Genomic DNA, 22901 nt, shown 5'->3' with positions numbered 1-22901 from the left:
GGCGACGCCAACCCAGCGGCACTGACCCGGCAGCACTAATCCGGCGGGGCCGTGTCCGGAATGCGGGGGAGCGGGAAGCCCCCGCTGTTCCGGGGTTTGGAACATCTCCGCTCGCATGCCGGGATGTCATGAATGTTCGCACTGTGGATGCGGTGGGCACCATTCGGGCAGCGTGCGGTAACCTCTATCCACGATATGCAGCAGGGCCAACGTCGTCCCCGCCTGTGGAGCAGTCCAAGACAGACGAAGACGACGGGAGGGATTCAATGCCTGCTGCCCACCTCGGGTTCCCCGAGCCCCAGGGCCTCTACCACCCCGCCAACGAGCACGATGCCTGCGGCGTCGCCATGGTGGCCGACGTGCACGGCCGCCGGGAGCACGGGATCGTGGTCAAGGCGCTGACGGCGCTGTGCAATCTCGATCACCGGGGGGCCAAGGGTAGCGAGCCGGACACCGGCGACGGAGCCGGCATCCTGACGCAGATCCCCGATGAGCTCTACCGCGCGGTGGTGCCGTTCGCGCTGCCGGAGGCGGGCCGCTACGCCACGGGCGTGGCCTTCCTGCCGATCGACCCCGAGGCGCGCCGGATCGCCACCGGCATGATCGAGGAGATCGCCGCCGAGGAGGGCCTGACCGTGCTCGGCTGGCGCGACGTGCCGGTCGATCGCGACCTGCCCGGCCCGAGCGCCAGGGCGGTCATGCCGCACTTCGGCCAGCTGTTCGTGGCCGCGCCCGGCGGCGAGGCCGGGATCGACCTGGACCGGCTGGCGTTCTGCCTGCGCAAGCGGGCCGAGCACGAGGTCGACGTCTACTTCCCCTCGCTGTCGGCCCGTACGGTGGTCTACAAGGGGATGCTCACGCCCGACCAGGTCGAGCCGTTCTTCCCCGACCTGTCGGACGAGCGATACGCCACCGCGATCGCGCTGGTGCACTCGCGCTTCTCGACCAACACGTTCCCGAGCTGGCCGCTGGCCCACCCCTACCGCTACATCGCGCACAACGGCGAGATCAACACGGTACGGGGCAACCGCAACTGGATGCGGGCCCGCGAGGCCATGCTGGAGTCGGGGCTCATCCCCGGCGACCTGCAGCGGCTCTTCCCGATCTGCGACCCGGACGCCAGCGACACCGCCTCCTTCGACGAGGTGCTGGAGCTACTGCACATCGGCGGGCGCAGCCTGCCGCACGCGGTGCTCATGATGATCCCGGAGGCGTGGGAGAACCACACCGAGATGGACCCGGCGCGCCGGGCCTTCTACGAGTTCCACTCCTCGATGATGGAGGCGTGGGACGGCCCGGCGTCGATCACGTTCACCGACGGCACGCTGGCCGGCGCCGTGCTCGACCGCAACGGCCTGCGTCCCGGCCGGTTCTGGGTGACCGCCGACGGCCTGGTCGTGCTCGCCTCCGAGGCGGGCGTGCTGGACTTCGCGCCGGAGGACGTGGTCCGCAAGGGCCGCCTGCAGCCCGGCCGCATGTTCCTCATCGACACCGCCCGCGGCAAGATCATCGAGGACGACGAGATCAAGGCCGAGCTCGCCGCCGCGCTGCCGTACGCCGACTGGCTGCACGCCGGGCTGGTCCGCTTCGAGGAGCTGCCCGCGCGGCAGCGGGAGATCCCCACCCATGAGGCGCTGGTCAGGAGGCAGCAGACCTTCGGTTACACCGAGGAGGAGCTGCGGATCATCCTGTCGCCGATGGCCCGCACCGGCGCCGAGCCGATCGGCTCGATGGGCACCGACACGCCCGTGGCGGTGCTGAGCGAGAAGCCCAGGCTGCTGTTCGACTACTTCACGCAGCTGTTCGCGCAGGTCACGAACCCGCCGCTGGACGCCATCCGGGAGGAGCTGGTCACCAGCCTGGCCAGCGTGCTCGGCCCCGAGGGCAACCTGCTCGACCCGGGCCCGGCCTCCTGCAGGCAGCTCGTGCTGCCCTACCCGGTGATCGACAACGACGAGCTCGCCAAGATCATCCACATCAACGACGAGCACGACCTGCCCGGGTTCCACCCGCATGTGGTCTCCGGCCTCTACCAGGTGGCGGGCGGCGGCCAGGCGCTGCTGTCGCGGCTGGAGGAGATCAAGGCCGAGGTGTCGCAGGCCATCGCCGACGGCGCCCGGATCATCGTGCTGTCCGACCGGGGCTCCTCCGACAGCCTGGCGCCGATCCCGTCGCTGCTGCTGACCGGGGCCGTGCACCACCACCTGATCCAGGAGAAGACCCGTACCAAGATCGGCCTGGTCATCGAGACCGGCGAGGCCCGCGAGTGCCACCACATGGCGCTGCTCATCGGCTACGGCGCCGGCGCGGTCAACCCGTATCTCGCGATCGAGACCGTCGAGGACCTGGTCGAGACCGGGGTGCTGGAGCTCGACAAGCGCAAGGCCGTGCGCAACCTGATCAAGGCGTACGGCAAGGGCGTCATCAAGGTCATGTCCAAGATGGGCGTGTCCACCGTGGCCTCCTACACCGGCGCGCAGATCTTCGAGGCGCTCGGGCTCAGCCGGCAGGTCATCGACTCCTGCTTCACCGGCACCACCTCGCGCCTGGGCGGCGTCGGCTTCGACGTGCTGGCCCGCGAGACGGCCGAGCGGCACCGGCACGCGTACCCGAGGGCCGCCAACGCGCACCGCAGGCTGCAGGTCGGCGGCGAGTACCAGTGGCGGCGCGAGGGCGAGCCGCACCTGTTCAACCCCGAGACCGTCTTCAAGCTGCAGCACGCCACCCGCACCCGGCGCTACGAGATCTTCAAGGAGTACACCGAGATGGTGGACTCCCAGGCCGAGCGGCTGATGACGCTGCGCGGCCTGTTCAAGCTGCGCAAGGGCAACCCGATCCCGATCGACGAGGTCGAGCCGGTCTCGGAGATCGTCAAGCGGTTCTCCACGGGCGCGATGTCGTACGGCTCGATCTCGGTCGAGGCGCACGAGACGCTCGCGATCGCGATGAACCGGCTGGGCGGCAAGTCCAACACCGGCGAGGGCGGCGAGGACCCCGGGCGCCTGTACGACGCCACGCGCCGGTCGGCGATCAAGCAGGTGGCCTCCGGCAGGTTCGGCGTCACCAGCGAGTACCTGGTCAACGCGGCCGACCTGCAGATCAAGATGGCGCAGGGCGCCAAGCCCGGCGAGGGCGGCCAGCTCCCCGGCCACAAGGTCTACCCGTGGATCGCCAAGACCCGCCACTCCACGCCCGGCGTCGGCCTCATCTCGCCGCCGCCGCACCACGACATCTACTCGATCGAGGACCTCGCCCAGCTCATCCACGACCTGAAGAACTCCAACCCGGCCGCCCGCGTGCACGTCAAGCTCGTGGCCGAGGTCGGGGTCGGCACGGTCGCGGCGGGCGTGTCCAAGGCGCACGCCGACGTGGTGCTCATCTCCGGCCACGACGGCGGCACCGGCGCCTCCCCGCTGACGAGCCTCAAGCACGCCGGCGCGCCGTGGGAGCTCGGCCTGGCCGAGACGCAGCAGACGCTGCTGCTGAACAACCTGCGCGACCGCATCGTCGTGCAGGTCGACGGCCAGCTCAAGACCGGCCGCGACGTGGTCATCGCCGCGCTGCTGGGGGCCGAGGAGTACGGGTTCGCCACCGCGCCGCTGGTCGTGTCCGGCTGCGTGATGATGCGCGTGTGCCACCTCGACACCTGCCCGGTCGGCGTCGCCACGCAGAACCCGGAGCTGCGCAAGCGCTTCGCCGGCAAGCCGGAGTTCGTGGTCAACTTCTTCGAGTTCATCGCCGAGGAGATCCGCGAGTACCTGGCCGAGCTGGGCTTCCGCTCGCTGGACGAGGCCATCGGGCACGTCGAGATGCTCGACGTGAGCGCGGCCGAGCACCACTGGAAGGCCGGCGGCCTGGACCTGTCGCCGATCCTGCACCGCCCGGAGCTGCCCGAGGGCACCCCGCTGCGGCGCACGGTCGAGCAGGACCACGGCCTGCGGCACGCGCTGGACAACACGCTCATCCAGCTCGCCGAGGGCGCGCTCAACGACGGCACCCCGGTCACGCTGGAGCTGCCGATCCGCAACGTGAACCGGACCGTCGGCACCATGCTCGGCTACCAGGTCACCAAGCGCTACGGCGGCGCCGGGCTGCCCGACAACACGATCGACATCTCCTTCACCGGGTCGGCGGGCAACTCGTTCGGCGCGTTCGTGCCGCGCGGCATCACGCTGCGGCTGACCGGAGACGCCAACGACTATCTCGGCAAGGGCCTGTCGGGCGGGCGGATCACGCTCCGGCCGCACGAGTCGGCCCCGCTGGACGGCCACATCATCGCCGGCAACGTCGCCCTGTACGGGGCCACGTCCGGCGAGGTGTTCATCCGAGGCGTCGTCGGCGAGCGGTTCTGCGTCCGCAACTCGGGCGCGACCGCGGTCGTCGAGGGCGTCGGCGACCACGGCTGCGAGTACATGACGGGCGGCCGGGCGGTCGTCCTCGGCCCCACCGGGCGCAACTTCGCGGCGGGCATGTCGGGCGGCGTCGCCTACCTGCTCGACCTGCGGCCGGAGCGCGTCAACCGGGAGATGGTGGCCGTCGAGGCGCTCACCGCCGAGGACGCCGACTTCCTCAAGGAGACGGTGGAGCAGCACTTCGCCGAGACCGGCTCCCCGGTGGCCAAGCAGCTGCTGGCCGACTGGGACGCCGCGCTCGGCAGGTTCGGCAAGATCATGCCGACCGACTACAAGCGGGTCATGCAGGCCGCCGAGGCCGCCCGCATCGAAGGCAGGGACATCGACGAGGCCGTCATGGCGGCCGCGGTCCAGGGTTAAGGAGGCGTACCGCATGGCCGACCCCAAGGGTTTCCTCACGCACGACCGCGAGCTGCCGGCGCGCCGCCCCGTGGACGTCCGCATCGGCGACTGGCAGGAGGTCTACCAGGACTTCCCGCAGGAGAAGCTGACCAAGCAGGCGTCGCGCTGCATGGACTGCGGCATCCCGTTCTGCCACAACGGCTGCCCGCTGGGCAACCTCATCCCGGAGTGGAACGACCTCGTCCACCGCACCGACTGGCGGGAGGCGATCGAGCGGCTGCACGCCACGAACAACTTCCCGGAGTTCACCGGCAGGCTCTGCCCGGCTCCGTGCGAGGCGGCGTGCGTGCTCGGCGTCAACTCCGACCCGGTGACGATCAAGCGGGTCGAGGTCGAGATCATCGACCGGGCGTTCGACGAGGGCTGGGTCGTTCCGCAGCCCCCGTCGACGCGCACCGGCAAGAGGGTCGCGGTCGTCGGCTCCGGTCCGGCCGGGCTGGCCGCCGCCCAGCAGCTCACCCGCGCCGGCCACGACGTGGTGGTGTACGAGCGGGCCGACCGCATCGGCGGGCTGCTGCGCTACGGCATCCCCGAGTTCAAGATGGAGAAGCGGCACATCGACCGGCGCCTGGCCCAGATGCGGGCCGAGGGCACCGAGTTCCGCACCGGCGTGGACGTGGGCGTCGACATCACGGCCGCGGAGCTGCGCGAGCAGTACGACGCGGTGGTGCTGTCGGGCGGCGCCACGGCCTGGCGTGACCTGCCGGTGGCCGGGCGCGACCTCAAGGGCGTCTACCAGGCGATGGAGTACCTGCCGCTGTCCAACAAGGTCCAGGAGGGCGACTACGCGGTCTCGCCCGTCTCGGCCGAGGGCAAGCACGTCGTGGTGATCGGCGGCGGCGACACCGGCGCCGACTGCATCGGCACGGCGATCCGGCAGGGCGCGGCCTCCGTCACCCAGCTGGAGATCATGCCGAGGCCGCCGGCCTCGCGGCCCGGCAGCCAGCCGTGGCCGACGTTCCCCCTGCTGTTCAAGGTGGAGAGCGCGCACGAGGAGCTGGCCGACTCCGGTGGTGAGCGCGTGTACGCGGTCTCCACCACCGAGTTCACCGGCGACGCCGACGGCAACGTGCGCGGGCTGCGCCTGGTCGAGGTCGAGGGCCCGCAGAACGGCTTCAAGCCGATCCCGGGCACCGAGCGGGAGATCCCCGCCGAGCTGGTCACGCTGTCGATGGGCTTCCTCGGCCCGGAGAAGGGCGCGCTGCTGCAGGACCTGGCCGAGCTGGCCGGCGACGGCTTCTACGACGCCCGTGGCAACGTCGCGCGGGACAGGACGTACATGTCCAAGGTCGACGGCGTGTTCGTGGCCGGTGACATGGGGCGCGGGCAGTCGCTGATCGTGTGGGCGATCGCCGAGGGGCGCGCCGCCGCCAGCGGCGTCGACCGCTACCTCACCGGTGAGACGGCGCTGCCGTACCCGATCCTGCCGACGGCCCGCCCGCTGGTGTAGCTCGTTCCGCGAACGCCCGTCCCCATCGGGGGCGGGCGTTCGGCGTCGAGTTGCATCACCCGGTCAGTGTCGGGAAGATGCAGTTTCTGGGGGAGTGCGGGGGATGGAGGAAATATGCGAAGAATCGCCTCCGGCTTCGCGGCCCTGGCCACGGTGACGGCGCTGGCCGGCTGCTCACCCACGGGCGCCGCCGCGGGACCCGCCACCGACTACCTCGTCTTCTACGCCGAGGGCGGGCAGGCCGGCGCGCTCGACCGCATCGGCGCCGCCGGAGGCACCGCCGTCCTCACCGAACCCAAGCTCGGGTACGTGCTCGCCCGCGCCTCCGGGACGCGGTTCGCCGAGAGCGTCGGCGCGGACCCGGCCGTCGTCGGCGTCTCCGCCGACCGCCGCATCGGCCACGCCCCGTCGGCCGCCACCGTGAGAGGCCCTGCCAAGAAGGCCTTCCCCGACGCCTCCGCCTTCACCGGCGACGGCGAGAGCGCCGGCGACCCGCTCTCCCCCCGCCAGTGGGACATGATGATGATCGGCGCCGACCGCGCCCGCGCCAAGGCCCCCGGCAGCGACAAGGTCCTCGTCGGCGTCATCGACACCGGCATCGACGGCAGCCACCCCGACGTCGCCGCCAACTTCAACCGCGAGCTCAGCCGCAACTTCGTCACCGACAAGCCCGAGGACGAGAACGGCGAGACGCTCGACGGCCCCTGCGAGGCCGACGGCTGCAAGGACCCCGTCGACCGCGACGACGACGGCCACGGCACCCACGTCGCCAGCACCATCGCCTCCCCGGCCAACGGCATCGGCGTCATCGGCGTCGCCCCGCGCGTGCAGCTCGTCAACATCCGCGCCGGCCAGGACTCCGGCTTCTTCTTCCTCAAGCCCAGCCTCGACGCCCTCACCTACGCCGGCGACATCGGCGTCGACGTCGTCAACATGAGCTACTACGTCGACCCGTGGCTGTTCAACTGCCGCGACAACCCCTCCGACAGCGAGAAGGAACGCCTCGAACAGCGCGCCATCATCACCGGCATGCAGCGCGCCCTCGACTACGCCCGCGGCAAGGGCGTCACGCTGATCTCCGCGCTCGGCAACGGCTCCACCGACCTCGGCCAGCCCAAGACCGACAAGGTCAGCCCCGGCTACCCGCGCGGCGGCGAACGCGTCCGCGAGGTCGACAACTCCTGTCTCAACGTGCCCGCCGAGTCCGAAGGCGTCATCTCGGTCGCCGCCGTCGGCCCGTCGGGCCGCAAGGCCATCTACAGCGACTACGGCGTCGAGCAGGCCGACGTGGCCGCCCCCGGCGGCGACACGCTCGACGGCAAGGACGCCTCGCCCACCCGCTCCATCCTCGCCGCCGCGCCCGAGGCGATGCTGCGCGCCAAGGGCCGCATCGACAGGAACGGCAAGCCCCGCGGCACCGACGTCGTCCGCGACTGCACCCGGCGCCCCTGCTCCTACTACCAGTATCTCGACGGCACCTCCATGGCCGCGCCGCACGCCACCGGCGTCGCCGCCATCCTCATCAGCCGCTTCGGCAAGCCCGGCCCCGGCGGCCTCACACTGGCGCCCGGCACCGTCGAGCGCTACCTGTACGAGACCGCCACGGACAAGCCCTGCCCGACGCCGCGCGCGTACGTCTACAAGGTGTACGGCGAGAGCACCACCCACGTGTGCGAGGGCGACACCGCGCACAACGGCTTCTTCGGCAGGGGCATCGTCAACGCGTGGGAGGCGGCGACCTTCGAGCCATGATCTACCGCCTCGTCGCGGAACTGGCGATGGTGACGCACTTCGCCTTCCTCGCCTACATGGTGGTGGGCGGGTTCCTGGCCTGGCGCTGGAGGCGTACCATCTGGATGCACCTCGCCGTCGCCGGCTGGGGGCTGCTGTCGGTCGTCACCGGCGTCGAATGCCCGCTCACCCTGGTCGAGGACTGGGGGCGGCGCAACGCCGGGCTCGCCGGGCTGCCCGCGAGCGGCTTCATCGACCACTACATCGAGGGCGTCATCTATCCGGAGGAATACACGAACTTGGCACGCCTGCTGGTCGCCGTTGCCGTCCTGTTCTCCTATGTCGGGTACGTTCTCCGTCGTCAGTGACTGCCAAGTGGTCTGTACCAATTAAGGTAGGACTCGTGACTCGTCGCGCGAAAATCGTCTGCACCCTAGGCCCCGCCACATCCTCTCCCGAACGCCTGCGCGAGCTCATCGCCGCCGGCATGGACGTGGCACGGTTCAACCTCAGCCATGGCAATCATGACATGCACAGAGAGGTCTACGACCGGGTCAGGGAGGTGGCGGCCGAACTCGGCCGCGGCGTAGGCCTGCTCGCCGACCTGCAAGGCCCCAAGATCCGCGTCGGCAGGTTCGAGGAGGGCCCGGTCCGCCTCGGCTTCGGCGACGTCTTCACCATCACCGCCGAGGACGTGCCCGGCGACCGCGACCAGGTGTCGACCACCTACAAGGGGCTGCCGGGCGACGTGCGCCCCGGCGACACCATCCTCGTCGACGACGGCCGCCTCGTCCTGGAGGCCACCCGCGTCGACGGCGAGCGGGTCATCACCCGCGTCGTCATCGGCGGCATGATCTCCGACAACAAGGGCCTCAACCTCCCCGGCATCAACGTCAGCGCCCCCGCGCTCACCGACAAGGACGAGGCCGACCTGCGCTGGGCGCTGCGCACCGGCTTCGACATGATCGCCCTGTCGTTCGTCCGCCGTCCCTCCGACGCCGACGTGGTGCGCAACATCATGGAGCAGGAGGCCGTCCGCCTCCCGCTGCTCGCCAAGATCGAGAAGCCGCAGGCCGTCGAGCGCCTCCCCGAGATCGTCGAGGCCTTCGACGGCATCATGGTCGCCCGCGGCGACCTCGGCGTCGAGCTGCCCCTGGAGCAGGTCCCGATCGTCCAGCGCCGCATCATCGAGCTGTGCCGCGAGAAGGCCCGCCCGGTCATCGTCGCCACCCAGATGCTCGACTCGATGATGAACGCGCCGCGCCCCACCCGCGCCGAGGCCTCCGACGTCGCCTACGCCGTCATGGACGGCGCCGACGCCGTCATGCTCTCCGGCGAGACCTCCGTGGGCAACTACCCGATCGAGGCGGTCTCCACCATGGACCGCATCGCCTGCGCCGCCGAGAAGTCCTCGCTGCACGCCACCCACACCCTGGAGCGCATGCCCGAGACCACCGGCGGGGCCATCGCCCGCGCCGCGGCCGAGGTCGGCGCCATCGTCGGCGCCAAGGCGCTGGTCGCCTTCACCATGTCGGGCGAGACCGCGCGCCGCCTGGCCCGCTACCGCTCCCCGATCCCGCTGCTCGCCTTCACCTCCGCCGCCCACGTGCGCGGCCAGCTCTCGCTCACCTGGGGCGTCGAGACCTTCCAGGTGCCGTTCGTGCACCACACCGACGACATGGTCCGCCAGGTCGAGGCGTCGCTGCTGTCGCTCGGCCGGCTGGAGAAGGGCGACAAGGTCGTCATCGTCGCCGGCTCGCCTCCCGGCACCCCCGGCTCCACCAACGCCCTGCGCGTCCACACCATCGGCTCCGCGGTGTCCCACACCCACTGACCGTCCGAGCCGGCACGAGAAGGCGGAAAGAGCCACCGGCCCTTTCCGCCTTCATCCGTCTCGCCCCGGCTCGCCCGTGCTCGCCCGTGCCCGGTCGCCGGGCTAGTTCGCGTGCAGGGCCGCGTTCAGCTCCACACCGCCGCCCTTGCGCGGCAGCGCCTCCACCGCGCCCGACTGCGAGTTGCGGCGCAGCAGCACCCCGTCGGAGCCCGACAGCTCCATCGCCTTCACCACGCGCCCGTCGGGCAGCGTCACCCGCGTGCCCGCCGTCACGTAAAGACCGGCCTCCACCACGCAGTCGTCACCCAGCGAGATGCCCAGGCCCGCGTTGGCGCCCACCAGGCAGCGCTCGCCGACCGAGATCACCTGCTTGCCGCCGCCCGACAGCGTGCCCATGATCGACGCGCCGCCGCCCACGTCGGAGTCCGCGCCCACGACCACCCCGGCCGAGATCCGGCCCTCCACCATGGCCGTGCCCAGCGTGCCCGCGTTGAAGTTCACGAACCCCTCGTGCATCACCGTCGTGCCGCTCGCCAGGTGCGCGCCCAGCCGCACCCGGTCGGCGTCGGCGATCCGCACCCCCGAAGGCACCACGTAGTCGACCATCCTCGGGAACTTGTCCACCCCGTAGACCGTCACCACGCCCCGCGCCCGCAGCCGCAGCCGCGTCCGCTCGAACCCCTCCACGGCGCACGGCCCGAAGTTCGTCCACACCACGTTGGCGAGCTTGCCGAACACCCCCTCCAGGCTCAGCCCGTGCGGCCGCACCAGCCGGTGCGACAGCAGGTGCAGCCGCAGATAGGCGTCATGCGCGTCGGCGGGCGGCTCGGACAGCTTGGCGATGCCGGTGCGCACCGCCACCACCTCGACCCCGCGGGCCTCGTCCGGGCCGACGAGCGCGGCCAGCTCGCCCGCCTCACCGGCGGGCAGCCGCTCGGTGCCGGTGACGGGCGGCTCGCCCAGCTCGGGAGCGGGGAACCAGGTGTCGAGTACGGTGCCGTCGGAGGCGACGGTGGCCAGCCCGACGCCGTACGCGCCGGTCACGGTGGGATCGATAGCAGTCACGTGCCACAAAATACCGCTATCCGCGGCCCGGCCCCGCCCCAGCGCGCCGGGCCGCGACCGCTCAGAGCGCGCCCAGATCCGCCGACAGCCAGTGCTCGGGGCGCATCCGGAACGTCACCAGCGCGTTCAGGTCCGAGCCCTCCACATAGCCCGCCACGGCCTCCGCCGGCAGGTAGCGGGCCGCGATCCGGGTCAGCTGCGCCAGCGTCGTCGGCCCCTGCGCCACGACCGGCCCCTCCACCGACACGTACCGATAGGTGGGGCTCGTCCGCTGCACCAGCAACGTGAACCGGCCCGCCTTCGCGATCAGCCGGGCCTTGACCGAATCGGCCCCCGTCAGGAACTCCACCGCCCCACCCGGCTCGTAGTCGTACCAGACCGGCACGTTCAGCGGAGCCCGCCCCGGCCCGGCGTCGACGGCCACACCCGCGATGTGCGACTCGGCCAGGAACTTCTCCCGCTCCTGCACGCTCAACCCCACCAGACCCACCTCCACGGTCACACTCAAGATCAACCTTGGTATTCCCCGCCGTCCCCGGTCAAACGTCCCATAACCGACGTCGCCCCCGCAGTCTTTACCGATCCTTGACCTCGGGCTCAGTGCTTGGGCCCCACATGCAGATCGAGCAGCGCGACCGCCTCCCGCCGGGCCACCGACAGCTCGTTGCGCTTGTTGTGACGCCACGCCACCCCCAGCACGTCGAGCGCCCGGCCGCAGAGAGCCAGGATGTCGCGCGACTCGTTCCTGAACAGGTAGCGCGGATAGGCATAGCAGCGCTCCCCGTGGCGCACCCGGTTGACGCCCCGGTAGCCGTCGGAGTGCATCAGCCCCCGCACGAACAGCCCGGGATGCGCGTCGACGATCTCCTGCTGCCAGCCTTCGAGCGTGATCGGACGCTGGTGCTTCAGCCCCGGCCCGTGCTGGGGGAACAGGCATGGCCAGTGCTTGGAGTAGCTCTTCACCTCGGTGCAGCCGCGGCGCCGGCGGCGGCTGACCGCCGACTGCGGCATGACCCGCGCCATCACCTGGGCGGTCTCCTCGATCAGGCCGGGCCAGGCGTCGTCGCACTGCACGGCCAGCTGGTAGACGGCCCTGCGGCAGCGCACGATGTGGCCGTCGCCCAGGTAGAGGCCCAGGAGGTGGGCATAGGACGGCAGGTCGAGGGGCTGGCCATGGCAGCGTGGGCAGGTGGAGCGGCGTGGCTGCTCCAGGGCCCGGTCCGTGCTCGCCCGCCACCGGCGCAGGCTGCTGACGGAGACGCCGCATCGCGCCGCTATGTGCCGATCGGACAGGCCCTGGGCCGAGAGCCGAAGAGCCAGGGTCACGGTCTCGCGGGAGTGCATGCGGTGAGTATGCGTGACGTCACCGACAGTTTCTGGGGGAGTGCCGGAAGCGGGATTCGAACCCGCACGCCCTTTCGAGCAGACGCTTTTGAGGCGTCAGTGTCTGCCATTCCACCATTCCGGCATATTTCCGGACTTGTCCGGAGCTTGTCGTGCCTCACCTCTGATGGAGACCAACGGAGGGTGCCGACGTCGCTCTAATCTACCGGACATCGGTACTCTTCTGCTCGTGAGTACGCAGCGGCGAGTGGTGATCGCGGAAGACGAGGCGCTGATCCGCCTCGATCTCAAGGAGATGCTCCAGGAGGACGGCTACGTCGTCGTGGGGGAGGCCGGTGACGGGGAGCAGGCGATCCAGCTGGCCACGGATCTGCGGCCGGACCTGGTGATCCTGGACGTCAAGATGCCGGTGCTCGACGGCATCTCGGCGGCCGAGCGGATCGTGGCGGAGCGGATCGCGCCCTGCCTGATCCTCACCGCGTTCTCGCAGCGTGACCTGGTCGAGCGGGCCAGGGACGCGGGGGCGATGGCCTATCTGGTCAAGCCGTTCACCAAGGCGGACCTGGTGCCGGCGATCGAGATGGCGGTGAGCCGGCACGAGGAGATGGTGGCGCTGACCGCCGAGGTGTCGAGCCTGTCGGAGCGGCTGGAGACGCGCAAGCTGGTCGAGCGGGCCAAGGGGCAGCTGATGGCCCAGCACGGGTGGACCGAGCCGCAGGCGTTCCGGTGGATCCAGAAGGCGTCGATGGATCGCCGGTTGAGCATGCGTGAGGTTGCCCAGATCGTTATAGACGACGCGGCCGAGCGCTCGCAGTAGGGCGCATATCAGGATATTTCGCGGCATGGGTTGTGATGCGGTCACGGATGGGCATCCAACCGGCCTCGGCGGCTATCGCGTGAGGTGTCCCGGCACTTCTGATGGGCGGACGGAAGCTCCCCTCATCACGAACGGAGACGCTTGCGATGATCCGCATTCTTCGCGCGCCCGCCGCCGTCACCGCGGCGTGCCTGGCGCTGGCGGCCTGCGGCGGCGGCACGACCCCCGGACCGGGCGCCGGGGCGCAGTCCCAGGCCCCGAGCCGTCAGGGTGACGGGACGCTGACGATCGGCACGGTGCTGCCGCAGACGGGCACGCTGGCGTACCTGGGCCCGCCGGAGTTCGCCGGGGTCGACCTGGCGGTCAAGGAGATCAACGAGGCCGGCGGCGTGCTGGGCAGGCCGGTGGAGAAGATCCACACCGACTCGGGCGACACGACGACGAACATCGCCGCGCAGTCGGCGGACAAGCTGCTGGGGCAGAAGGTGGACGCGATCATCGGGGCGGCGTCGTCGTCGGTGTCGGAGTCGATCGTCGACAAGATCACCCGTGCCGGGGTCATCCAGTTCTCGCCGGCGAACACGTCCGACAAGTTCACCACGATCAAGGACGACGGCCTGTACTTCCGCACGGCCCCGCCGGACAAGCTGCAGGGGCGGGTGCTGGCCGATCTGGTGGTGTCGGACGGGCACGCGACGGTGGGCATCCTGGCGATGCAGGACTCGTACGGCTCCGGTCTGGCCGACCAGTTCACCAGGACGGCCGAGGAGGCGGGCGGCCAGGTGGTGGAGCGGGTGGACTACGACCCGAAGGCGGCGGACTTCGCGGCGGACGTGGCGAAGATCAAGGCCAAGAGCCCGCAGGCGATCGTGCTGATCGGCTTCCAGGAGACGGCCAAGGTGGTGCAGGAGCTGGTCAAGCAGGGGCTGACGGCGGACCGGCACCAGTGGTACATGGTCGACGGCAACATGTCGAACACGAACTTCCTGCGGGCGCCCCGGGGGACTCTGGAGGGGGTCAAGGGCACGATCCCGGGGGCGTCGGCCCCGGAGGCGTTCCAGAAGCGGCTGCTGGCGGTGGACCCGGACCTGACGGAGTTCACGTACGCGGCGGAGTCGTACGACGCGGCGAACCTGATCGCGCTCGCGGCGCTGGCGGCGGGCGACGACGCGGGGCGGCCGGCGGCGGCGAAGCTGGTCGAGGTGAGCAGGGGCGGCGAGAAGTGCCAGGACTTCGCGAGCTGCGCGGCGCTGCTGAAGGCGGGCAAGGACGTCGATTACGACGGGGTGAGCGGTCCGGTGGATTTCACGGACGAGGGTGATCCGTCGGTGGCGACCATCGGGGTGTATCAGTACGGGCCGGACAACAAGTTCGACGCGGGCAAGGCGACCGAATACCGCAAGGGAAACATCGCCGGCTGATCGGCACGGACCTGATGTCCGAAACGTCCGTGCTCGGGGCGGGCGTTTCGGACATCACGAATTAGCATAAAGTTCGCACAACAACCTCCCTTTTCCGTCGTTCGCCGTCATGCTGAAGTCGGAAAACGCAGCGGCGGGACAGTTCCTCCGCTGGGACAAGGGGAGTTTCTTGATGATCCGCATTGCTCCGGCCGGACGCATGCTGGCTCTCGCGGCCGCCGCGAGCCTGGCCCTGACGGCCTGTGGGGGCGGCGACACCACCGCGCAGGAGAGCCCGTCCGCCGCGGCATCCGACGCGGCCTCGTCCGCGGCGCCCGCGGCCAAGGGCGACGGCACGCTGACCCTGGGCACGCTGCTGCCGCAGACGGGGTCGCTGGCCTTCCTCGGCCCGCCCGAGTTCGCCGGCGTCGACCAGGCGGTCAAGGAGATCAACGAGGCCGGCGGCGTGCTCGGCAAGCCGGTGAACAAGATCCACACCGACTCGGGTGACACGACGACGAACATCGCCGCGCAGTCGGTCGACAAGCTGATCTCGCAGAAGGCCGACGCGATCATCGGCGCCGCGTCCTCGTCGGTGTCGGAGTCGGTCGTCGACAAGATCACCGGCGCCGGTCTGGTGCAGTTCTCGCCGGCCAACACCTCCGACAAGTTCACCACCATCGAGGACGACGGCCTCTACTTCCGCACCGCCCCGCCGGACAAGCTCCAGGGCCGCGTGCTGGGCGACCTGATCGTGGCCGACGGCAACGACAGCATCGGCATCATGGCGATGCAGGACTCCTACGGCTCCGGCCTGGCCGACCAGGTGACGGCGACGGCCGAGGCGGCCGGCGCGCAGGTGGTCGAGCGGGTCGACTACGACCCAAAGGCCGCCGACTTCTCCGCCGACGTGGCCAAGGTCAAGGCCAAGAGCCCGAAGGCGATCGTGCTGATCGGCTTCGAGGAGGGCGCCAAGGTCATCCAGGAGCTGGTCAAGCAGGGCCTGTCGACGGACAAGGTCAAGTGGTACCTGGTCGACGGCAACATGTCGAACACCAACTACCTGGACATGCCCAAGGGCACGCTGGACGGCGTGAAGGGCACGATCCCGGGCGCCGAGGCGCCGACGGCCTTCCGCGAGAAGCTCATGAAGACCGACCCCGACCTGGACGACTTCACCTACGCGGCGGAGTCGTACGACGCGGCCATCCTGATCGCGCTGGCCGCCGAGGCGGCCAAGGACGACAGCGGCAAGTCGATCGCGGGCAAGCTGGCCGAGGTCAGCAAGGGCGGCGAGAAGTGCAAGGACTTCAAGACCTGCGCCGACCTGCTCAAGGCCGGCAAGGACATCGACTACGACGGCGTCAGCGGCCCGATCGAGTTCGACGACGCCGGTGACCCGGCGGTCGCCACGATCGGCGTCTACCAGTACGGCAAGGACAACAAGTACGCCGCCAAGGCGCTGGAGTACCGCACCGGCAACATCGCCGGCTAGCCGCCGCCCAGGTCGCAGACGTCGGCCGCGTAGCGGATGAGGCGTTTCTGCACCTGCTCGGGCGGCGTGAGGATGACGACGCGTTCCTCGCCCCCGTCGACGCTGGCGCGGGCGGGGAACATGAACGCCTTCTTGGCCTCGGCGAACGCGTGCGCGTCGCAACGGGCCGGGGTGATCTCGAACGGCACCTCGGCCCGCTGCGCGGAGGCGTCCAGCGTGGCCCGCAGGCTCTCCCCGCCGGTGACGAGGTAGTGCGTGGTGCCGCCGACGGAGTGCACGGTGACGGCGCCGGGGCCGCGGCGGGTGAGCGTGAGCGTGGTGCGCATGGCGTCGCCGTGCTGCTTCCACTCGGGGCCGAGGGCGAGGTCGGCGGCCTGCCTGATGAGGTGCTCCGAGCACTCGTCGCGCACGAGCCTGGCGAGCACCGGGTCGGGGTGGGGCACCGGGAAGACGACGCGGCGCAGCTTCTGCTCGGAGCCGGTGCGCACGTGGGCCACGACGGTGGCGGGCCGCACCTCGGGCAGCCCCTGAGCGGGGCAGACGGCCTTCCCATATGGAATGGGGAGATCAGTCCTCGCCGTCCGTTTGATGGTGGAATCAGTCTTTTGTACGGGAACCGTGGTCAATGACGGTGTCACGAGTTGAAGATCCGCGAAATACACCGGGGTGTCGCTCGTATTCCGTACGGCCACCTGTAACCGGTGCGCGGCCTCGTCCGAACGCCATTGTCCCAGCGTGACCGACACGCCCGCGGGCGGCTCGGCGGACGGCGCGGGGGGCGGAGGCGAGCTGCACCCGGCGGCGAGGACGCACAGCATGCCGATGGTCCAAATGCGCTTCACGTCCTTCACATTAGGCACACCCCGGGCCCAGTCGTAAGTTGAGGACTGATTACGACTCCGCATCCAAGTGCCGACAGTTCATCTGCGCATCTGGCCCCGATGTCCAGGCATTTTGTACGTTTCCGTCATTCGATCGGGAACGCTCGGCGGTGCTGACGGATCCCGGCCTGGAAATGAAGGAGATTACTTCATGATCCGCATTGCTCCCGTGGGACGGGTGCTGGCTGTCGCGGCTGCCACCAGCCTCGCCCTGACAGCTTGCGGTGGCGGCAGCAACACCGCCACGCCTGAATCCCCCTCGGCCGCCCCATCCTCCGCGGCCCCCGCGGCGAAGGGCGACGGCACGCTGACCCTGGGCACGCTGCTGCCGCAGACCGGATCGCTCGCCTTCCTCGGCCCGCCCGAGTTCGCCGGCGTCGACCTGGCGGTCAAGGAGATCAACGAGGCCGGTGGCGTCCTGGGCAAGCCGGTGAACAAGATCCACACCGACTCCGGCGACACCACCACGAACATCGCCTCGCAGTCGGTCGACAAGCTCCTGACGCAGAACGCCGACGCCATCATCGGCGCCGCGTCCTCGTCGGTGTCGGAGTCGGTCATCGACAAGATCACGGGCGCCGGTGTGGTCCACTTCTCCCCGGCCAACACCTCCGACAAGTTCACCACGATCGAGGACAAGGGCCTGTACTTCCGCACCGCGCCGCCGGACCAGCTCCAGGGCCGCGTGCTGGGTGACCTGATCATCTCCGACGGCAACGCCTCCATCGCCATCATGGCGATGCAGGACTCCTACGGCACCGGCCTGGCCGACCAGGTGGCCAAGACGGTCCAGGACGGCGGCGGCCAGGTCGTCGAGCGGGTCGACTACGACCCGAAGGCGGCCGACTTCTCCGCCGACGTGGCCAAGATCAAGGCCAAGAGCCCGCAGGCCGTCGTGCTGATCGGCTTCGAGGAGACCGCCAAGGTCATCGGTGAGCTGATCAAGCAGGGCATGCCGGCCGACAAGGTCAAGTGGTACATGGTCGACGGCAACATGTCGAACACCAACTACATCAAGATGCCCAAGGGCACGCTCAAGGGCGTCAAGGGCACCTACCCCGGCGCCGCCTCGCCCGACGAGTTCCGGCAGAGCCTGATGGCGGTCGACCCCAAGCTCGAGGACTTCACCTACGCCCCCGAGTCCTACGACGCCGCCAACCTGATCGCGCTGGCCGCCGAGGTCGCCAAGAGCGACGTGGGCGCCGACATCGCGGCCAAGCTGGCCGAGGTCAGCAAGGGCGGCGAGAAGTGCACCAACTTCAAGACCTGCTCGGAGCTGCTGAAGGCGGGCAAGGACTTCGACTACGACGGCGTGAGCGGTCCGGTCGAGTTCAACGACGCCGGTGACCCGGCCGTCGCCACCATCGGCATCTACCAGTACGGCGACGACAACAAGTACCCCGTGAAGGCGCTGGAGTACCGCACGGGCAACATCGAGGGCTGATCCCCGCCCCAAGTGTGAAGGGCCCGGTCTTCCCCCCTGAGACCGGGCCCTTCGGCATGCTCAGCGGCAGCCCGCCTCGATCTGCCCGGCCGCCGCGCGATAGCGCTTGAGCAGCGCCACCTGCCGCTCGCGCGGCGTGCGCGACTTCGACAGGTCCGCGGTCGTGGACTCGACCGTACGCACCGCCGTGCCGAGGGAGTCCGGCAGGCGGGGGCCGAACTGGCGGGTGATCCCGTGCACCTCGGCCAGCCGGCCGATGACGGCGTCCTGGAAGTCCTGCTCGTCCTCGTGGCCCGCGGGTTCGAGCAGCAGGCCCGCGTAGCCGATGGCGGAGACCACGCGCGCGCACGGGTCGTCGTCGGGGTCGCCGCCGGTGCTGTAGGTGCCGGTGGAGGGTGAGGGACCGCAGGCGGCGGTCAGGAGGACGAGGAGCGCCGAGGCCGCGAGACGTTTCACATCGCCCATTGAAGACCGCCGGCCGCCAACGGAGAAGGGGCCCCCGCAGGAGCCCCTTTCCGTGCCTGATCGTCCGTGCCTCACGCCTTGGCGAGCGTGCCCAGGTAGAGCTCGATGACCTTGGGGTCGCGGGCGAGCTGCCGGCCGGTGCCGGTGTAGGCGTTGCGGCCCTGGTCGAGCACGTAGCCGCGGTGGCAGATCTGCAGGCAGCGCCGGGCGTTCTGCTCCACCATGATCACGGTCACGCCGGCCTTGTTGATCTGCTGGGCCTGGATGAACACCAGGTCCTGCAGCTTGGGCGACAGACCGGCCGACGGCTCGTCGAGCAGCAGCACCGACGGCTCGGTCATGAGCGCCCTGGCCATCGCCACCATCTGCCGCTCGCCGCCCGACAGGGAGCCGGCCCGCTGCTTGCGCCGCTCCTTGAGCGCCGGGAACAGCTCGGCGACGAACTCGAAGCGCTCCTTGAACTTGCCGGGCACCTGGAAGGCGCCCATCTCGAGGTTCTCCTCGATGGTGAGGCTGGGGAAGACGTTGTTGGTCTGCGGGACGTACCCGACGCCCCGCGCGACCAGCTCGTGCGCCTTCATGTTCGTGATGTTCTCACCCTTGAGCGTGACGCTGCCGCTGCGGATGTTGACCAGCCCGAACATGGCCTTGAGCAGCGTCGACTTGCCGGCGCCGTTGGGGCCGATGATGCCGATCAGCTCGCCGTCGCCCACGTAGAGGTCGGAGCCGTTGAGGATGTTGACGCCCGGCAGGTAGCCGGCGATCAGCTCGTCGCAGCGCAGGACGGCGTTCTCGGCGCCGGCCACGTGCGCGCTGCGGTCGGTGACCGCCGACGTGGACTCGGGGACGGCGTTCACTTCTTCGTCTCCTCTTCGAACTCGGCCTCGAGCGCCTGCTCGGCCTCGTGGAGCTGTTCGGCGAGCTCGCTCTCGTCGAGCGGGGCGTCGTGGTGGGCGCCCAGGTAGGCGTCGATGACCCGCTCGTCCGACATGATCGTGTCGGGCGGGCCCTCGGCGATGACGGCGCCCTGGGCCATGACGACGACCCAGTCGCTGATGTCGCGGACCATGTCCATGTCGTGCTCGACGAACAGCACGGTCATGCCCTGCTCGCGCAGGTCCTTGACGTGCCCGAGCAGCGACTGGGTGAGGGCCGGGTTGACGCCCGCCATCGGCTCGTCGAGCATGACCAGCTCCGGCTGGACCATGAGCGCGCGGGCCATCTCCAGCAGCTTGCGCTGGCCGCCGGACAGCGACCCGGCGAAGTCGTCGCGCTTGGCGTCGAGCTTGAAGCGGACCAGCAGCTCCTCGGCCCGCTCGGTGATCTCGTCCTCCTGGCCGCGCCAGATCGCCGGCACGAGCGCCCGCCAGAAGTTCTCGCCGCGCTGCTTCTGCGCGCCCAGGCGCATGTTCTCCAGCACGGTGAGCTTCGACAGCGCCTTGGTGAGCTGGAACGTGCGCACCATGCCGGCGCGGGCCACCTTGTGGGCGGGCACGCCGTTCATGTTGCGGCCGTTGAACGTCCACTGGCCGGAGTCGGCGGTGTCGAAGCCGGTCAGCTGGTTGAAGAACGTGGTCTTGCCGGCGCCGTTGGGGCCGATCAGCGCGGTGATGGAGCCGCGCTGCACCTCGACGTGCCGGACGTCGACGGCGGTCAGGCCGCCGAAGCGGCGCACCACGTTGTCCACGACGAGGATCGGGTCCGGCTTGGCCACCCCGGGGTCGTGGGCGAGGTCCTTGAAGGCGGCCAGGGCGGCGGCCTTGCGGTCGGTGGTGGTTTCAGCGTGCATCGATTGCTATCTCCCTCTTGTCACCGAAGATGCCCTGTGGCCGGAAGACGAGCAAGAGGATGAGTCCCAGCCCGACGAGGAGGAAGCGGAACGGGCCCACCTGGGTGGAGTCCAGGAAGGTGATCGCGCCCGACTCGACCGCACCGCTGAGCACGCCGTTGACCAGCACCAGCAGCACCCAGAAGATCGCCGAGCCGACGACCGGGCCGAACACCCGGGCCGCGCCGCCGAGGATGACGATCGTGTAGGCGAAGAAGGTGGTCTCGGTGCCGAAGATGTCCGGCTGCACCGAGGCGTAGGCCAGGCCGTAGATGAAGCCGCCGAGGCAGCCGATGACGCCGCCCAGGATGAGCGACTGCATCTTGTACGAGAAGACGTTCTTGCCGAGGCTGCGCACGGCGTCCTCGTCCTCGCGGATCGCCTTGAGCACGCGGCCCCACGGGCTCTTCATGAGCAGGAAGACGATGGCGCAGGAGAGGGCGACGAGGATCCAGCCGACGACGAGCACCCACAGCGTCCGCTCGCCGAACAGCAGCCAGCCGAACCCGTACTCCCCCTCGGGGAAGGGGTTGAGCGCGTAGAAGCCGTCGGAGAAGCCGCGCCGGCCGTCGGAGCCGCCGAAGACGTCCTTGAACGCCACCGAGCGGAACACCAATCGGACGATCTCGGCCGCCGCGATGGTGACGATGGCCAGGTAGTCGGCGCGCAGCCGCAGCGTGGGGATGCCCAGCACGAGCGCCAGCAGGACGGCCGACAGCAGGCCGACCCCGATGCCGATCCAGAACGGCAGGCCGAGCACGGTGACGGTGACCGCCAGGCCGTAGCCGGCGACCGCGAGGAACGCCGACTGCCCGAAGTTGAGCAGGCCGGTGTAGCCGAAGTGGATGTTGATGCCGATCGCGGCGAGCGCGTACCAGACCGTCTCGACGCCGATGGCGGCCTTGACGGTGGTGGAGATGATCGTGATCCAGTCCATGGTTCCCCCCGTCAGCCGATCCGCTCGCGGCGGCCGAGGATGCCCTGCGGCCGGAAGAGGAGCACGATGATGAGCACGGCCAGCGCGCCGACGCTCTTGAGCTCCGGCGGCACCCACAGCGTGGAGACCTGGATGAACAGGCCGACGATGATGGAGCCGACCAGCGCGCCGAACGCCGTGCCGAGCCCGCCGAGAGTGACGCCGGCGAAGATGAGCAGCAGGATGTCCTGGCCCATGGTGAACTTCAGGTTCTGCGACAGGCCGAGCATGATGCCGGCCAGCGCGGCGATGGCGCCGCCCATGGTCCAGATGATGCGGATGACCCGGTCGACGTTGATGCCGGAGGAGGCGGCGAGCGCCGGGTTGTCGGCCACGGCGCGGGCGGCCTTGCCGGTGCGGGTGCGCAGCAGGGCGATGCCGACGACGACCAGGACGATCAGCTCGATGCCCATGGCGACGAAGTTCTTCGGCGCCGCCGAGATCGGGCCGACCTGGATGCCGGGCTGGGCGTTGTACTGGGCGAACGCCTCGCTCTGGCCGCCGAACAGGATGAGGAAGAGGTAGCGCAGGAAGATCGCCACACCGATCGAGACGATCATCATGGCGATGATGCCGGTGCCGCGGCGGCGCAGCTGGCCCCAGAAGAACCTGTCCTGCGCGTAGCCGAGCCCGCCCGCGAGGATGACCGCGATGATCGCGGCGGGGATGAGGTGCAGGCCGATGCCGGTGTTGAAGGCGTAGGCGAGCAGTGCGCCGAGCGTGACCAGCTCACCGTGGGCGAAGTTGGTCAGGCCGGTGGTGCCGTAGATGAGCGACAGGCCGAGCGCCGCCAGGGCGATGATCAGCCCCAGGTTGAGACCCTCGAAGGTGAGCTGCGCGGCCCGTTCCCAGAAGGCGCTGCCCCCGCTGCCGGGCGCCGCGGGCTCCTCGCCCGCTGCGGTCTTGGGCTGCAGGGCGAACAGCACGCTCGCCGGGTTGCCCTCGTAGACGGTCGGCGTGCGGACGTTCTTGCCGCCGACGATCTGCAGGTCCGCGGGGAGGGTGCTGACATCCAGCGTGACCTTGAACTTGCCGGGCTTCTCGACCGGCACCTCCCATGTGCCCTTGGCGTCACTGGTGACCTCCTGAACGGGTTGTCCGCTCTCGGTGGTCACGACGATCTTCACGCCGTTCACTGGCTGGCCTTGGTGTTGGAGTGTTCCCCTCAGGCTCTGTTCCGGATCCGCCGCATGGGCAGGAACGGCGAGCAGGAGAATGAGTCCACCCAGGAAGGCCGTGAACGCGATCACGGCTCTGCGCAATGGTGCTCCCTCAGATAGGTCAAGGCGGGGTTGTGCCCCTCCATCTCGACACGCGGGCATCGCAGGCACGACTGGGATGCTGTGGCGGGAGCTTA

General features: G+C 70.0%; 18 protein-coding genes and 1 tRNA gene. 9 read left to right on the top strand and 10 right to left on the bottom strand.

Features of this window, described 5'->3' with window-relative positions; all coding sequences use genetic code 11:
- The first annotated feature begins 266 nt into the window (after positions 1-266).
- The 5 genes from gltB to pyk all read left to right on the top strand — a co-directional run bounded on the left by gltB (position 267) and on the right by pyk (position 9829).
- Positions 267-4772 carry a glutamate synthase large subunit gene (gene gltB / locus AB0J53_RS14920; protein WP_219502472.1) on the top strand — a complete coding sequence of 1502 codons (4506 nt, stop codon included), beginning with the start codon at positions 267-269 and terminating at the stop codon, positions 4770-4772.
- Between the two features lie 13 nt (positions 4773-4785).
- On the top strand, positions 4786-6264 hold the full coding sequence (locus AB0J53_RS14915) for a glutamate synthase subunit beta (RefSeq protein ID WP_364172188.1): 1479 nt from the start codon (positions 4786-4788) through the stop codon (positions 6262-6264).
- Between the two features lie 114 nt (positions 6265-6378).
- Positions 6379-8016, top strand: a complete 1638-nt coding sequence (locus AB0J53_RS14910; protein ID WP_364172186.1) for a S8 family serine peptidase — start codon at positions 6379-6381, stop codon at positions 8014-8016.
- Positions 8013-8363, top strand: coding sequence for a DUF2784 domain-containing protein (locus AB0J53_RS14905; RefSeq protein WP_364172184.1), 351 nt, complete (start codon positions 8013-8015; stop codon positions 8361-8363). Before AB0J53_RS14910 ends, AB0J53_RS14905 begins: the two co-directional genes overlap by 4 nt.
- A 35-nt stretch (positions 8364-8398) precedes the next feature.
- Positions 8399-9829 (top strand): pyruvate kinase, encoded by a 1431-nt coding sequence (gene pyk, locus AB0J53_RS14900; RefSeq protein WP_219502484.1) that lies wholly within the window; start codon positions 8399-8401, stop codon positions 9827-9829.
- Between the two features lie 102 nt (positions 9830-9931).
- Here the strand turns inward: pyk and dapD are convergent, their stop codons facing one another.
- The 4 genes from dapD to AB0J53_RS14880 form a co-directional block, all read right to left on the bottom strand.
- Positions 9932-10894 (bottom strand): 2,3,4,5-tetrahydropyridine-2,6-dicarboxylate N-succinyltransferase, encoded by a 963-nt coding sequence (gene dapD, locus AB0J53_RS14895; RefSeq protein WP_219502487.1) that lies wholly within the window; start codon positions 10892-10894, stop codon positions 9932-9934.
- Positions 10895-10955: 61 nt separating this feature from the next.
- Complete coding sequence (locus tag AB0J53_RS14890) at positions 10956-11396, bottom strand: pyridoxamine 5'-phosphate oxidase family protein (protein ID WP_364172915.1); 441 nt, start codon at positions 11394-11396, stop codon at positions 10956-10958.
- Between the two features lie 95 nt (positions 11397-11491).
- The gene (locus tag AB0J53_RS14885; RefSeq protein WP_364172181.1) at positions 11492-12238 is read right to left on the bottom strand and encodes a helix-turn-helix domain-containing protein; all 747 of its coding nucleotides are present in this window, start codon (positions 12236-12238) and stop codon (positions 11492-11494) included.
- Between the two features lie 41 nt (positions 12239-12279).
- Positions 12280-12362, bottom strand: a tRNA-Leu gene (locus tag AB0J53_RS14880).
- 105 nt (positions 12363-12467) lie between these two features.
- Between AB0J53_RS14880 and AB0J53_RS14875 the strand changes: the two genes are divergently transcribed.
- From AB0J53_RS14875 to AB0J53_RS14865, 3 genes are all read left to right on the top strand, one after another.
- On the top strand, positions 12468-13055 hold the full coding sequence (locus tag AB0J53_RS14875; protein WP_308125675.1) for a response regulator: 588 nt from the start codon (positions 12468-12470) through the stop codon (positions 13053-13055).
- A gap of 146 nt (positions 13056-13201) precedes the next feature.
- The gene (locus tag AB0J53_RS14870) at positions 13202-14476 is read left to right on the top strand and encodes an ABC transporter substrate-binding protein (protein WP_364172179.1); all 1275 of its coding nucleotides are present in this window, start codon (positions 13202-13204) and stop codon (positions 14474-14476) included.
- A gap of 172 nt (positions 14477-14648) precedes the next feature.
- The gene (locus AB0J53_RS14865; protein ID WP_219502494.1) at positions 14649-15950 is read left to right on the top strand and encodes an ABC transporter substrate-binding protein; all 1302 of its coding nucleotides are present in this window, start codon (positions 14649-14651) and stop codon (positions 15948-15950) included.
- On the opposite strand, the gene AB0J53_RS14860 is transcribed toward AB0J53_RS14865, so the two are convergent.
- Positions 15947-16465, bottom strand: a complete 519-nt coding sequence (locus AB0J53_RS14860; protein ID WP_364172177.1) for a hypothetical protein — start codon at positions 16463-16465, stop codon at positions 15947-15949. The two genes, AB0J53_RS14865 and AB0J53_RS14860, sit on opposite strands and share 4 nt — an antisense overlap.
- Before the next feature lie 517 nt (positions 16466-16982).
- On the opposite strand from AB0J53_RS14860, the gene AB0J53_RS14855 reads away from it, so the two are divergent.
- Positions 16983-18275 carry an ABC transporter substrate-binding protein gene (locus AB0J53_RS14855; RefSeq protein ID WP_219502497.1) on the top strand — a complete coding sequence of 431 codons (1293 nt, stop codon included), beginning with the start codon at positions 16983-16985 and terminating at the stop codon, positions 18273-18275.
- A 60-nt stretch (positions 18276-18335) separates the two neighbouring features.
- On the opposite strand, the gene AB0J53_RS14850 is transcribed toward AB0J53_RS14855, so the two are convergent.
- The 5 genes from AB0J53_RS14850 to AB0J53_RS14830 all read right to left on the bottom strand — a co-directional run bounded on the left by AB0J53_RS14850 (position 18336) and on the right by AB0J53_RS14830 (position 22671).
- Positions 18336-18731 carry a hypothetical protein gene (locus AB0J53_RS14850; protein ID WP_219502499.1) on the bottom strand — a complete coding sequence of 132 codons (396 nt, stop codon included), beginning with the start codon at positions 18729-18731 and terminating at the stop codon, positions 18336-18338.
- Positions 18732-18811: 80 nt separating this feature from the next.
- On the bottom strand, positions 18812-19597 hold the full coding sequence (locus tag AB0J53_RS14845; RefSeq protein WP_219502501.1) for an ABC transporter ATP-binding protein: 786 nt from the start codon (positions 19595-19597) through the stop codon (positions 18812-18814).
- Positions 19594-20529 carry an ABC transporter ATP-binding protein gene (locus AB0J53_RS14840; RefSeq protein ID WP_364172174.1) on the bottom strand — a complete coding sequence of 312 codons (936 nt, stop codon included), beginning with the start codon at positions 20527-20529 and terminating at the stop codon, positions 19594-19596. The genes AB0J53_RS14845 and AB0J53_RS14840 overlap by 4 nt, the downstream gene beginning before the upstream one ends.
- Positions 20519-21505 (bottom strand): branched-chain amino acid ABC transporter permease, encoded by a 987-nt coding sequence (locus AB0J53_RS14835; RefSeq protein WP_219502506.1) that lies wholly within the window; start codon positions 21503-21505, stop codon positions 20519-20521. The genes AB0J53_RS14840 and AB0J53_RS14835 overlap by 11 nt, the downstream gene beginning before the upstream one ends.
- A gap of 11 nt (positions 21506-21516) precedes the next feature.
- Positions 21517-22671: a branched-chain amino acid ABC transporter permease gene (locus AB0J53_RS14830; protein WP_364172172.1), complete on the bottom strand. Its 1155-nt coding sequence runs from the start codon at positions 22669-22671 to the stop codon at positions 21517-21519.
- Between the last annotated feature and the right edge of the window lie 230 nt (positions 22672-22901).

The sequence above is a fragment of the Nonomuraea sp. NPDC049725 genome, assembly GCF_040674795.1.
GTDB classification, from domain to species: Bacteria; Actinomycetota; Actinomycetes; order Streptosporangiales; family Streptosporangiaceae; genus Nonomuraea; species Nonomuraea ceibae.
This window is presented reverse-complemented; position numbering and strand designations above follow the sequence as displayed.